General features: G+C 54.2%; 14 protein-coding genes and 4 pseudogenes. 14 read left to right on the top strand and 4 right to left on the bottom strand.

Annotated elements, in window-relative coordinates; all coding sequences use genetic code 11:
- The 4 genes from CPT76_RS38770 to CPT76_RS02760 form a co-directional block, all read left to right on the top strand.
- On the top strand, nucleotides 1-756 hold a 756-nt coding region (locus tag CPT76_RS38770), incomplete at its 5' end, for a Smr/MutS family protein (protein ID WP_258168020.1).
- Between the two features lie 47 nt (nucleotides 757-803).
- Complete coding sequence (locus tag CPT76_RS02770) at nucleotides 804-1223, top strand: DUF350 domain-containing protein (protein WP_240913256.1); 420 nt, start codon at nucleotides 804-806, stop codon at nucleotides 1221-1223.
- A 103-nt stretch (nucleotides 1224-1326) separates the two neighbouring features.
- The gene (locus CPT76_RS02765; protein WP_308737499.1) at nucleotides 1327-1794 is read left to right on the top strand and encodes a hypothetical protein; all 468 of its coding nucleotides are present in this window, start codon (nucleotides 1327-1329) and stop codon (nucleotides 1792-1794) included.
- 101 nt (nucleotides 1795-1895) lie between these two features.
- On the top strand, nucleotides 1896-3116 hold the full coding sequence (locus tag CPT76_RS02760) for an MFS transporter (RefSeq protein WP_076170684.1): 1221 nt from the start codon (nucleotides 1896-1898) through the stop codon (nucleotides 3114-3116).
- A gap of 123 nt (nucleotides 3117-3239) precedes the next feature.
- Here the strand turns inward: CPT76_RS02760 and CPT76_RS02755 are convergent, their stop codons facing one another.
- On the bottom strand, nucleotides 3240-4481 hold the full coding sequence (locus CPT76_RS02755; RefSeq protein WP_105441849.1) for an NAD(P)/FAD-dependent oxidoreductase: 1242 nt from the start codon (nucleotides 4479-4481) through the stop codon (nucleotides 3240-3242).
- A 170-nt stretch (nucleotides 4482-4651) separates the two neighbouring features.
- Here CPT76_RS02755 and CPT76_RS02750 point away from each other — a divergent pair, with 170 nt between their 5' ends.
- From CPT76_RS02750 to CPT76_RS02705, 10 genes and pseudogenes are all read left to right on the top strand, one after another.
- Entirely contained in the window at nucleotides 4652-4888 is a 237-nt protein-coding gene (locus CPT76_RS02750) for a hypothetical protein (RefSeq protein WP_076170680.1), read from the top strand.
- A 22-nt stretch (nucleotides 4889-4910) separates the two neighbouring features.
- The gene (locus CPT76_RS02745) at nucleotides 4911-5303 is read left to right on the top strand and encodes a spore coat protein (protein ID WP_076170678.1); all 393 of its coding nucleotides are present in this window, start codon (nucleotides 4911-4913) and stop codon (nucleotides 5301-5303) included.
- 248 nt (nucleotides 5304-5551) lie between these two features.
- Nucleotides 5552-6052, top strand: a complete 501-nt coding sequence (locus CPT76_RS02740) for an Lrp/AsnC family transcriptional regulator (protein ID WP_076170676.1) — start codon at nucleotides 5552-5554, stop codon at nucleotides 6050-6052.
- A 13-nt stretch (nucleotides 6053-6065) separates the two neighbouring features.
- A complete protein-coding gene (locus tag CPT76_RS02735) occupies nucleotides 6066-7277 on the top strand; it encodes an aminotransferase class I/II-fold pyridoxal phosphate-dependent enzyme (RefSeq protein WP_105441848.1) in 1212 nt (403 codons plus the stop codon).
- A 115-nt stretch (nucleotides 7278-7392) separates the two neighbouring features.
- Nucleotides 7393-7658, top strand: a pseudogene (locus tag CPT76_RS41835) (aspartyl-phosphate phosphatase Spo0E family protein).
- 92 nt (nucleotides 7659-7750) lie between these two features.
- Nucleotides 7751-8293, top strand: a complete 543-nt coding sequence (locus CPT76_RS02725; protein ID WP_076170670.1) for a hypothetical protein — start codon at nucleotides 7751-7753, stop codon at nucleotides 8291-8293.
- Between the two features lie 77 nt (nucleotides 8294-8370).
- Nucleotides 8371-8939: pseudogene (locus CPT76_RS02720) on the top strand (cob(I)yrinic acid a,c-diamide adenosyltransferase).
- Nucleotides 8936-9064: pseudogene (locus tag CPT76_RS02715) on the top strand (RluA family pseudouridine synthase); the annotation flags it as partial. The pseudogenes CPT76_RS02720 and CPT76_RS02715, both read left to right, overlap by 4 nt.
- Before the next feature lie 58 nt (nucleotides 9065-9122).
- Nucleotides 9123-9356 (top strand): hypothetical protein, encoded by a 234-nt coding sequence (locus CPT76_RS02710; protein ID WP_105441847.1) that lies wholly within the window; start codon nucleotides 9123-9125, stop codon nucleotides 9354-9356.
- 15 nt (nucleotides 9357-9371) lie between these two features.
- Nucleotides 9372-9731 (top strand): arsenate reductase family protein, encoded by a 360-nt coding sequence (locus tag CPT76_RS02705; RefSeq protein WP_105441846.1) that lies wholly within the window; start codon nucleotides 9372-9374, stop codon nucleotides 9729-9731.
- A gap of 95 nt (nucleotides 9732-9826) precedes the next feature.
- Here CPT76_RS02705 and CPT76_RS02700 read toward each other — a convergent pair whose 3' ends face one another.
- From CPT76_RS02700 to CPT76_RS41830, 3 genes and pseudogenes are all read right to left on the bottom strand, one after another.
- Nucleotides 9827-10669 (bottom strand): Gfo/Idh/MocA family oxidoreductase, encoded by an 843-nt coding sequence (locus CPT76_RS02700; protein ID WP_105441845.1) that lies wholly within the window; start codon nucleotides 10667-10669, stop codon nucleotides 9827-9829.
- 24 nt (nucleotides 10670-10693) lie between these two features.
- Nucleotides 10694-11428, bottom strand: coding sequence for a Gfo/Idh/MocA family protein (locus tag CPT76_RS02695; RefSeq protein WP_374954593.1), 735 nt, complete (start codon nucleotides 11426-11428; stop codon nucleotides 10694-10696).
- Between the two features lie 15 nt (nucleotides 11429-11443).
- Nucleotides 11444-11754: pseudogene (locus CPT76_RS41830) on the bottom strand (Gfo/Idh/MocA family protein); the annotation flags it as partial.
- Nucleotides 11755-11933: the final 179 nt, after the last annotated feature.

Raw genomic sequence — 11933 nt, 5'->3', positions numbered from 1 at the left:
AAGGCCGAGAAACTGCGCCAGGAAATGGAGCAGCTCCGGAGCCGGCATCAGCAGGAGCTCGAGAAGCTCGAGGAGCAGCGCGACCGGCTGATCGAGAAGGCCCGGGCCGACGCCAAGGAAGTCATTGCCAAAGCCCGCCGCGAAGCGGAGCAGATCATCGCCGATCTGCGGCAGCTGGCCAAAGAGGAAGGGGCTTCGGTCAAGGAGCATAAGCTGATCGCCGCCCGCCGACAGCTGGATGAGGCTGAACCGCAGCAGCGCAAGAAGGGAGCGGCCAAACCGAAGGCCAAGGCCCCGCGCCAAATCGAGCCCGGCGATGAAGTCATGGTCTACAGCCTGAACCAGAAGGGCCATGTCGTGGAGCTGTCCGGCGCGAAGGAGGCTGTGGTTCAGCTCGGTATCATGAAGATGAAGGTCAGCCTGGACGACCTCGAGCTGGTGAATGCGAACAAACCGGCCGAGAAGCAGGTGCAGCGGCATGCGACTACGGTCAAGCGCACGCGGGATGACAACATCCGCAGCGAGCTGGATCTGCGGGGCGCGAATCTGGAAGAGGCGCTGATCGAAGTCGACCGTTTTATCGACGAAGCGTTTTTGGGCAACCTCGGCCAAGTATACCTGATTCACGGGAAAGGCACGGGAATTTTGAGACAGGGAATCTCGGAATATCTCCGCAAGCACAAGCATATTAAAAGTTACCGTCTGGGAAATTACGGCGAAGGCGGAACCGGCGTGACGGTGGTTGAGCTTAAATAATATGGGTGTGAGCCTGAATTTCGGCCGGGAACAGGGGGATGTTGGGAGTGAAGAACGGGGCTGATTTGCTGTTGGCCTATCCGATCGGTACGCTGATTGGTTATTTTTCGGTAGCGATTCTGGGCTTGATCGTCTTTCTGTACTGTTTTGAAATCGTGGCGAGGTACAAGTGCTGGGATGAAATCGGACGAGGCAATATTGCCGCCGCTTTGGCTACCGGAGGCAAAATATTCGGCCTTTGCAATGTGCTGAGGTACAGCATTGAGTCCAAAACGTCGATCTATGACATGATGAAGTGGGCCTTCTACGGCTTTCTGCTGCTGTTTATCGCCTACCTGCTGTACGAATTTTTAACCCCGGTGTTTTCCGTGGACGAAGAAATTAAACGGGATAACCGGGCGGTCGGCCTGATCTCTATGCTGATCCCGGTGTCCCTTTCATATGTGATTGGAGCCTGTTTAATGTAGGAGGAACACATGAAAAATTTGGCGAGGATTTTGTTCGTCGCTGCGGTCGCCTTCTTTGTTGTGGGCGTCGTATATTTGATGAAACATTAAGGAGATGGATCATATGGAAACCACGGTTTGCCCTTGGTGCCAGACGGAAATCGTATGGGACGAGGAACTGGGCCCCGAGGATGAATGCCCTTACTGCCACAATGAGCTGAAAGGTTACCGGACGCTGAGCATCCAGCTGGGTGCGGATGAAGAGGAAGCGGACGTAGACGAAGAGCATGAGGGAATCGAAGGTACGGATTGGGAGCTTCCTGAGGATGACGATAAAGCCGTTCCTTTTTGGAATGAGGAAGACATGCAGCAGCTGCCGCCGTCGATCCGGACGCTCGATAAGTATGAGGACAGCCACGACCTCATGAACTACGAGGAGACAGTGGAGCAAATTCTGGATGAGCAGGAGGAAGTGCCAAGGTCCGGTATTGACTCCGCCTTTTCAAGTTTCAAATGTATATTTGCACGGGATGCTTCCATGTCGAATACAGTCTGGCTGAGGAAGACCGGCTGCGGATGGTCGACCACTTGAGCCAAGAGAAGAAGAATTCGTAAAAAAAGCAAACCGATCGATGATTTACCCCCTTTTAGGGAATTACTAATGAGGTAGACCCGGATATGAAGGGGGTAATTATGAAATCAAAATCATCTGCGCGGCTGAATCGGCAAACGATACTGCTGCTTGCCGTTAACGGGCTGATCGTTTTATCCGGCGCCTTGTCGGGCACGTTTCTCAACGTATATTTATGGAAAAGCAAGCAGGATTACGCGATGATCGGATGGTTTACCGTCGCCCAGCAGCTGGCCGTCGGGCTCACCTTTTGGCTGGCAGGCAAATGGGTGAAGGAGTATAACAAAATGAACGCCCTCAGGCTGGGGATCGGGCTGACGGGCCTTTTTTATTTGCTGGTTCTGTGGGTTGGGGAAAAGGCAATTTATTATATATGGCCGCTCGGGATACTGCTTGGGATTGCGATCGGGCTGTTCTGGATTGCTTTTAACGTGGTGTATTTCGAAGTCACCGATCCTGAGAACCGGGACCTGTTTAACGGGTGGGTCGGCCTGCTCGGCTCCATTACGGGCATTGTCGGGCCCTGGTTTTCCGGCCTGCTGATTTCCATGCTGAAGGGCGACAGGGGATATCGGATCATTTTTACGACGTCCCTGATCATTTATGCGCTCGGCGTGGTGCTGAGCTTCTTTTTGAAAAAGAGGAAAAAGGGCGGAACCTATGCCTGGCTCGAGCCTGTGAAGCAGCTGAAGGACAAAGGCAGCCCCTGGCGGCTTATGGCCCCCGGTCTGGCGGCGCAGGGGATTCGGGAAGGGGTGTTCGCCTTTCTGATCAATCTCCTTGTGTTTGTTGCCACGAAACAGGAGTCGAAGCTGGGGCAGTTCTCGCTCATTACGTCCGCGGTATCGCTGGCGACGTACTGGCTGGCTGGCAAATGGTTTAAACCGGCCTACCGGAGCGCGGGCATGCTGGTGGGCGCCCTGCTGCTGTGGGTGGTCATGGTGCCGCTTATCTGGAAGGTCAATTATTTCACCCTGCTGCTGCTCGGCATAGGTACGGCTATCTTTATGCCGCTGTACATCCTGCCGATGGTCTCATCCGGCTTCGACTTGATGGGGACCAGCGACGAAAACGTGGAAAAGCGGGTCGAGCTGGTCGTTCTGCGTGAGCTCAGTCTGATGGTCGGCCGCCTTCTCGGTACGATAATATTCATCATCGTGCTGTCCTTCAGCAAAGACCAGAGCACCATTACCGTGCTGATGCTCGTGCTCGGCGCATCACCGATCCTCAGCTGGATCTGCGTGAGACGGCTGCTTAAGCCGGGGAAATCGGCACGCACTTGAACAATCGCGTTACACAACAAATCCCCTGATTCCTTCATTTGGAGTCAGGGGATTTTTCTGTAGGGAAGAGATTGAACTTACGGAAGCCCAACCTGGCTGCAAGGTTTAGGGTTTATCTGCCAATCAGGAGCCGGGAACCTGAGCATTGGGGGACGGTTTGGAGGTCCGCTCCAATGAGAAAATTTCCAGCTCGGGGCGCGTTTTCCCGCAAAGAACATCGCTTAGCAGATCCGCCGCAATCATGCAGTAGACGGTCCCGTTGCCGCCATAGGCTTCAATAAAATAACTATGAGGAAACCGGGAATGCGGACCGATCATGGGCAGTCCGTCGTGGGTGAGCCCGAACAGGGAAGCCCATGCATAGTCGGCTTGGATGCCGGCGTAACGGGGAAAAAGGGCTTTAATCTCGTTTAGCAGCATTTCGCTTTTATGCCGGATCCGGCCTTCCCTCTCCTCCGGAGCGACCGGGTGCTCGTCCAGGCCCCCTGCTACGATGCGGTTGTCCACGGTGGTCCGCATGTAGAGATACGGCCGGGCCGTCTCCCAGATCAGGCAGCGCTCGTGCCATCCGGTAAAATCGGGTACAGGGCTCGTGACGATCGCATAGGTCGTCTGAAGCAGCGCATTGCGGTCCGGTTTCTCTTCCTGTGTTTCATAGCCGCTCGCATGGACGATTTTACGGGCGAAAATCCGGCCGGTGCGCGTATAACAAACCACGCCGTCTTCTTCATATTCCAAATGAATGACCGGGCTGTTTTCGTACACCCGTACCCCATGATCCGCCGCGTATTGAACGAGGCCATGAACGAACCGGAACGGGTTGACTTCGGCATCGCCGGTCGTATACAACGCCGCGGGCTTGGAGAAGGGGAACCGCGATGCGATATCGGCCTGATCCCAATATGACGTTTCAAAACCGTGCTCGCGAAGGGTTTCATATTCCTCTTTCAGGTAAGGCACGTCCTCGACGCTGCTGGCAAAATATAGGCTGCTGCGCGGAATTAGCTCGGGTTCCAGCTTGAGCCCGCCGGCTGCTTCCTTGAGCTTACGCATCGCGTCCCTGCACATTTGGTAAAAGGTGATGCCGGTCTGTTCGCCAAACGTATGGATAATGGAGGTCAGCGATTTATCGTTGGAGCTTTGAAGCAGTCCGGTGTTGGCTGAAGAGCTTCCTTCAGCGATCCGTCCCTTCTCGAGCAGAACGGTTTGAAGATTGGCCCCGGACAGCTTGTGGGCGAGAAGGGCTCCACCCATGCCGCCGCCAATGATCAGTACGTCGCAGGAGAGATCCTCCGCAAGCTCCGGATAAGCGGGTGCCGGCTTCAATGTAGACGGCCATGCCAAGTTCCCTTTATTCAGAATCATATGTGTGTTTCGCCCCTTATCGGTAGTATTCAAAGTATTTGCTCCGCATGCACAATTTATAGCTGTTCCGGCAGATCGGCCGGTGGAAGAGGCCATGCCGACAATACATAGAAAACCTTCCCCGGGACATAATACGGATGGAGTTAGAGATATCCAGAGGAGGAATACCGATGCAGTCCAATCAAATGCAGGCGATTACCGGCAAGGAGCTGGAATATATCGTCGATTCGATTTCAAATGAGGATCTGCTGATCAAGCAGTGTGCGGCAACAGCCGCTGCTACGCAGAACCCGACGATTCAGCAGGCGTGCCAGCAATACATCCGGTCGCTGGACCACCATATCGATTTGCTCGTACAGGCCATTCAGCAGCACCAGCCGCTGGCGCCGACGAGTCCCCAACAATGATAGCTTAGGAGGCATTTGCGCAATGTATTATCAAACTTCCAATAACTCGCAGTTCATGCAGGACGAGGACCTCTTGTACACAATCCTGGCCGATCTGAAAAGAACGGTCCGCGAATACACCACGGCAACGACGGAATCCTCCTGTCCGACCGTGCGGCAATTGTTTACGCAGCTGACGAACGATACGCTCCGCATGCAGGGAGAACTGTACAATCTGATGAAGCAGCTGAATATGTACTCCACGTCATCCAAGGCGCTTCGCCAAGATGTGGACAAGTCGATTCAGGATGCGCGAAATTTGCAGCAAAAGAACCGTCAGTTCGTGCAGCAAAAAACAAGCAGCATGGGCCAATATGCCCAGGCATCCAATCCGTACCAGCAGCAGCAAAGCTCCCAAAACCCGTATTACATGTAATTTGCCGGAGTTGCAGGCGCCGTTTAGTTCTCATGTGTGGCGTCACCAAGCGGATAACAATAAGTACCCAAAATCCTGCTTCTATGAAGCATGGACCCATTTTGCCGTCTCCATTTCGGCCCACGCCGGGGAGACGGTTTTGCTTTGCATGCATGATAATTTCATGTAATATTAGTATTAATCTCGAACCCGGGTCCTTTGTCGTAATAGTGAAGAAGGCCCGTGGAACAAGCGCTGGAGGATGCTGTATGAAACAACTGACGGATTTGAAACTGAAGGTCCTCGACCTGTTGAACGAAGACGCGAGACGGTCCCCGGCCCTGCTGGCAACGCTCATCGGCGTTGAAGAGGAAGCGGTCAAGGAAGCGATCGCGGAGCTGGAACAAGACCATGTCATCGTAAAATATGCGGCGGTCGTGAACTGGAGCAAGATTGAAGACGAGACGGTAACCGCCTTGATCGAAGTGCAGATTACGCCCGAGCGCGGGCGGGGCTTTGAAGGGATCGCGGAGCGGATCTATTTGTATCCGCAGGTCAAATCCGTGTATCTCATGTCGGGAGCCTACGACCTTCTTGTGGAAGTGGAAGGGCGCAACCTGCGGGAAGTGGCCAACTTCGTTTCCGAGAAGCTGTCGCCGATTGACTCGGTATTGTCGACGAAGACGAATTTCATTTTGAAGAAATATAAGCAGGACGGAATTATTTTTGAAGACCGTGAAGAAGATAACCGTCTCATGATCTCACCGTAAAGGAAGATGTGTCATGATCGTGAATGAAGAAACGAAGAAACAGCAGAATTCGAAATCGATGCAATCGTATTTGGCTCCTTTGGTCCGCGATATTCCGCCATCCGGAATCCGCCGATTTTTTGACCTGGCCGAAGGAAGCAAGGACATTATTACACTGGGCGTAGGGGAACCGGACTTCACGACTCCATGGCATGTGAGAGAAGCCTGCGTATATTCCCTTGAGCGGGGGCGCACGGCCTACACCTCCAACGCCGGGATGATCGAGCTCCGGGAAGCTATCGCCCAGTATTTGTATGACAGCTTTCAGGTCTCCTATCAGCCGTCCAATCAGATTCTAGTGACCGTTGGCGGCAGCGAGGCGATCGATCTGGCGCTGCGTGCGCTGATCGTGCCTGGGGACGAAATTCTCATTCCCGAGCCCTGTTACGTATCCTATTCCCCGATCACCTCGATCGGCGGCGGGGTTCCGGTTGGCATCGAGACGTTCGCAGAGAACGACTTCAAGCTGACGGCAGAGGCGCTTGAGGCCAAAATCACGCCGAAGTCCAAGGTGCTGATTTTATGCTACCCGAGCAATCCGACCGGCGCCATCATGACGTATGAGGACTGGCTGCCGATCGCCAAAGTGGTGGAGAAGCATGATTTGATCGTCATTTCCGACGAGATCTATGCCGAACTGACGTATACGCAAAAGCATGTCAGCTTTGCCTCGATTCCGGGCATGATGGACCGGACGGTTCTGGTCAGCGGCTTTTCCAAGGCGTTCGCCATGACCGGCTGGCGTATGGGCTATGCCTGTGCCCATCCCGACCTGATCGCCGCCATGCTGAAGATTCACCAATACACAGTGATGTGTGCACCGGTGATGGGGCAGGTGGCCGCGCTGGAGGCGCTGACCAACGGGCTGGAAGAGAAGGACCGGATGATCGATTCCTACAACCAGCGGCGCCGTTTGATCGTGCAGGGCTTCGTCGATATCGGACTGCCGTGTCATGAGCCGCAAGGTGCCTTTTATGCCTTCCCTAGCATCGCTGAGACCGGGCTGTCCTCGGATGAGTTCGCCCAGCGCCTGCTGATGGAAGCGAAGGTTGCCGCAGTGCCTGGAACGGCCTTCGGACAAGGGGGAGAAGGCTTTCTCCGCTGCTCGTACGCTACCTCCGTCGCCCAGCTGACTGAGGCTCTGGAGCGCATTGGAGAATTTGTCCACAAACTGAAAACCAGCTGAACAATAATTCCCTGTTTCTAGTAGAATTTAACATAAATTTCACTTTTATTTATTTATTTGTATGTTATAATTCTATTTTGGGAGCAAAAAATTGACTTGCCAAGGAGGGATGACCTTGTTTTGCGCTGAATACGATTTGCCTGCATTCCGCGGACATTACGCAGCTGAAGGCAGCAATAATGTAAAATGGTCAACCAAAACGACAGATCAGACGAAAACTTTATCCTTGGAAGACGAAATCATGATGCTCCGCCAAAAAAATGGAACAGATCTTTATGACAGGAACAATCTTTTACATCGGAAATCGTAATCGAAATCAGCAGTTTGCTGGATTTGAAAATAAACGAATATATGAAAAGCTGCCCGAAGAAGAAGTCTTAATCGGCAGGCGGAAGACCCCGGAACGGGGTCTCTTTTTTTCTCTTATCAGGTTGTGATATATTGAACCTATCGGAGAAAAGGGGGAGCAGGAGTTGAAGGTATACGGGAAGCTGGCGCTGCTGGTTGTCTTTGCCGTTTTATTGCTGACGGGCTGCGGCAAGGGAGATAAAAACGCGTTATCGGTCTTTATGATTGACAATCAATCCGATCCGTCTCAGGTGTATGAGAAGGTGCAGGACAAGCTTCAGGAAGTGATGGGGCCCGACCTGAAGGTCAAAGTATCGGCAAGTCCGATTTATAACCCGGAGAAGCTGATGGTTGAATATGCTGCCGGCGGGCATGACATCATTTTTCTGCCGGAAGACGATATGAAGAATTACGCCAAAATGGGCGGCCATACCGTGCTCGATTCGTATTTTGACCCGAAAAAATATCCGGATGGCGTGTTCGCGAGCAACGAGGAAAAAGAAGACGGCACGACGGATACGACCGAGCATCTGTACGGCATCCCCGTTCGTGAAATGAAATTTTTCAAAGACCAGAAATACGTTCCGGAGAAGCTGTACGCCACGATCCCGATCTCGGCCAAGTCGGTCGACAATGCGGTAAAGGCGCTCAAGGCTTTGACGGAGTAAAGAAGCCAGCACAGGGGACGCGGCTTCCGCGATTCCTTTGATGAATGATAATACGCGATAAAGGGGAGAAGAAGCCGGTGAGAATCTATACACGAACAGGCGATGAAGGCGAAACGTCGGTCATTGGCGGGCGCGTTCTGAAGGACGACCTGCAGGTCGAGGCCTACGGCACGATTGACGAGCTGAACTGCTTTGTGGGCCAGGCGATCAGCCTGATGGAAGCGGAGTCATTGCAGGACCTGAAGAAAATATGATCGAGATTCAGCATGAGTTGTTTGACTGCGGCTCCGATCTGGCATTTGTGAAGCTGAGCGAGAGCAAATACAAGGTCGGTCCCGACAAAGTGACGCGGCTCGAGCAGTGGATGGATGCTTACATGGAGGAGACGCCAGAGCTGGAGCGCTTTATTCTGCCTGGGGGCACCCTGCTGGCATCCACGCTGCATGTATGCCGCACGGTCTGCCGCCGCGCAGAGCGCAGAGTCGTGACGCTGGGGCGGGAGAAAGAAATTAATCCCGACGTGCGCAGGTATTTGAACCGTCTGTCGGACTACTTCTTCGTTGTGGCCCGGACGGCCAACGCCCGCAGCGGCGTGGCGGATATCGAATACGTGCGCAGCAAAAAGGTATTTGGACGGAAAAAATGAGCGAATACTATCCCCCGATTTCATATACCGTCCCGCCTTCGGAAGACGGATGGCTGCTGAAGACGATTCTGCAGAAGAGACTCCACGTATCCCGCAAGCTGCAGTCCCGCCTGAAGCTGACGGAACACCAGCATCGGCTGCCCGCTGATCGGCGATAAGCTGTACCGGCATCCGGTTTACCAGGTGCTTCCGCCTGAGGAACAGGGGGCCCCGGAGACCGTTCTGTCGCAGAGATTAACCCCATCCGAGCGGACCGTGGTGCTGCTGGATCACAGCATTTCGCGGCAGGCGCTCCACGCCTGGGAGCTGTCCTTCCAGCATCCCGTTACCCGGGAGCGGATGACCTTTCAGGCACCGCTGCCGCCCGACATGACCCGCCTGATTGCCGAGGCGAAGCAACATGAACTTGATCAATGAAAAGAGTGAGTAACGATGAGCAAATTGAAAGTATACCATTATCCCAAATGCGGTACGTGCCGCAGTGCGGTTAAATGGCTGGAAGCGCACGGCCACGAGCTGGAGCTCCAGCATTTATGGGAGGAGCCGCCGGCTCCGGACGAGCTGTCCCACTTGGTCGAGAAGAGCGGGCTTGATTTGAAGAAGTTTTTTAACACCAGTGGAGAGGCGTACAAGGAGCTGGGTCTGAAGGACAAGCTGCCGGCCATGAGCCGGGAAGAGCAGATCAAGCTGCTGTCCAGTAACGGCCGGTTGATCAAACGTCCGATCGTAACAGACGGCAGCAAGGTGACGGTCGGCTTTAAAGAGGACATGTACGAGGAGAACTGGGCGTAGCCTGGGATTCCGTAAAAAACGGTGGCATGACCGACAGGGGAGGGGCCTAGCATTTCCCTGCGGCTATGTCACCGTTTTGTTTTGCGTTCGAGGATCTATTCCGAAGGAAGCTCTACCCATTGATAGGGCGTTTCCATCGCCTTGAAGCCCTGTTCGATGATCGTGATGATTGCTACGGTCTCGGCCGGATCGACAGGCGGAACGCCGGTTTCGAAGAAGCGGACGAGCGCCCCAGCGAACAGCCCGAAATAATCGGAGTCCGCTTTCAGCATGTTCGTCTCACCGGATGTATAGCTGACCGTCAGCGAAAAGGGACATCCCCCGCCGAGATGATGGATCTCGGCCTGGCGGCCCCCGCTGAATCCGATCAGCCACGATGGGGCGTGAGGCGTTCCGGTATACATCATCCGGCGGACGCCGGGGCCCAGCAGCGAGACGATCGGTTCGATCTGGTGGATCGAATAGGTGTCGTACCGCCCCGGCCCGAAGCTGATGATGTTCTCGATGCCGGCGCGCTCGGCCCCGGCGTACTCCGCGGCGAAGCGAAGCGCCGAGCTGGAGAACAGCGGCGTCCCGTGCTGCTCAGCTAGATCGAACAGGCGCCGAGCGGTCTGGCGGTCCGGGGCAATGGTTTTGTCAATATAGGTAGGCTTGCCGGATTGAAGCGGAAGCTGGGCGAGCGGCTCGTGGTACTGCGGATGGTCGGGCGAAAGGACAATGATGTAATCGCTTCGATCCACGACCTCGGCAATCGAAGGGAGCAGCTCGATCCCTTTGTCTTCACTCCACTGTACGTTGGTGCGCCCGGAAGGCGAATCGGCCATTCCATAGGCATAAGCCACCTTCATAGTGCCGCCCGATGCTTGTTCAATCCACTTCGGATAATGCTCGGCATGCCATTCATCGAGGTAATAATCGATAAAACCGATCGTTTTCAAGCCGCAATCCCCCTCAGTCGCTTATTACAGCTCGATTTCCCTGCGCTGCTCGGAAGAGTCGTAGATCGCCTGAATCATCTTGGAGGTGACGATGACGGTATCGATATGGGACGGCAGCTTTACGCCGGTCTGGATGCATTCGAGAAAGCCGTTGATTTCGTTTTCGAAATGGTCGCTCGATGAATACTTGGGCTTCGTTTCCAGCAAAGCTCCGTCCTTGGCCCCGTAAATAGTGAAGTCGCCTCCGTATTGTAGGCGGATCCCTGCTTTGTCGCCCAGAAAATCGATGTAGGTTTCGGGCGTGCCGATGTTCTGCGCCCAGGCGCCGTTGATCGTAATGCCCGGCCCTTCGGTGCGGATCATGGCCGTGACGAAGTCGTCGACATCATACGTACCGGCGTAATTCGGGGGCCCGGCCCACATGTTCAGGTAGGCGTAATTCGGCAGGTCCCGCCCCAGCTTGGAGTAGGCCTGGCCGGATACCGTCAACGGACGCGGATCGCCGGCGCAGTACATGACGATGTCCAGATAATGGACGCCCCAATCGATAAGGACGCCCCCGCCGGCAATTGATTTGGTGGTAAACGCTCCGCCAAGTCCCGGAATGGAGCGGTGAGCGCGGAAGCTAGCATAGATATGGTACAGTTCGCCAAGCTCGCCGCTTTCGATCAGGTTTTTGATCATGTTCACACTTTTGTTGAACCGGTTCACGACCCCGATATTCAGCACTTTGCCCGTTTCGTGCTGCACTTTCTGCATCTCCAGCGCTTCCGCGTAGGTGCGGGCCGCAGGCTTTTCGCACAAGACATGCTTGCCCGCCGCAAAAAATCGATGGAGATGGCGGCATGAGCATCGTTAGGGGTACATACGGAGACGGCATCGATCTCGGGGTCGTCCAGAATGTCACGGTAATTTTCCACGGCGGTGCCGCATTCATAATCCTTGACCGCCTGCTCCGCCTTCTTCTTGTCCGTGTCGCAAAAATATTTGATTTCGGCGTCCGGATGTTTCAAATAGTTGGGGATATGCGCCGCTCTGGCAATGGTCCCGCAGCCGATGACAGCAACCTTGATCGTTTTTCCCATATTCATTCCTCCTGCTTGTTAGGTGGGTTTATCCTTTTCAAGATTCGATATTTGGAGAATAACTCCTGCTGCGTAATTCAGGATGAAGGGAGATCTTCTTCACAAATTTTATGTTACAGGCTGTCTGGTTTATGACTTGAACGGGCGGGACAAAAAGGCAGGAATAAGCCGGGAATGGT

Source organism: Paenibacillus sp. AR247 (assembly GCF_002968895.1).
In the GTDB taxonomy this organism is placed as follows: Bacteria; Bacillota; Bacilli; order Paenibacillales; family Paenibacillaceae; genus Paenibacillus_AQ; species Paenibacillus_AQ favisporus.
The sequence above is the reverse complement of the archived record's forward strand: the minus strand, read 5'-3'. Positions and strand labels throughout refer to the sequence as shown.

Excerpts from the sequence above, each read along its gene's own strand:
- CPT76_RS02765 (WP_308737499.1), top strand. The coding sequence starts at position 1,327 with ATGGAAACCACGGTTTGCCCTTGGTGCCAGACGGAAATCGTATGGGAC.
- CPT76_RS02755 (WP_105441849.1), bottom strand. The coding sequence starts at position 4,481 with ATGATTCTGAATAAAGGGAACTTGGCATGGCCGTCTACATTGAAGCCG.
- CPT76_RS02735 (WP_105441848.1), top strand. The coding sequence starts at position 6,066 with ATGATCGTGAATGAAGAAACGAAGAAACAGCAGAATTCGAAATCGATG.
- CPT76_RS02705 (WP_105441846.1), top strand. The coding sequence starts at position 9,372 with ATGAGCAAATTGAAAGTATACCATTATCCCAAATGCGGTACGTGCCGC.
- CPT76_RS02740 (WP_076170676.1), top strand. The coding sequence starts at position 5,552 with ATGAAACAACTGACGGATTTGAAACTGAAGGTCCTCGACCTGTTGAAC.
- CPT76_RS02760 (WP_076170684.1), top strand. The coding sequence starts at position 1,896 with ATGAAATCAAAATCATCTGCGCGGCTGAATCGGCAAACGATACTGCTG.
- CPT76_RS02695 (WP_374954593.1), bottom strand. The coding sequence starts at position 11,428 with ATGCAGAAAGTGCAGCACGAAACGGGCAAAGTGCTGAATATCGGGGTC.
- CPT76_RS02750 (WP_076170680.1), top strand. The coding sequence starts at position 4,652 with ATGCAGTCCAATCAAATGCAGGCGATTACCGGCAAGGAGCTGGAATAT.
- CPT76_RS02745 (WP_076170678.1), top strand. The coding sequence starts at position 4,911 with ATGTATTATCAAACTTCCAATAACTCGCAGTTCATGCAGGACGAGGAC.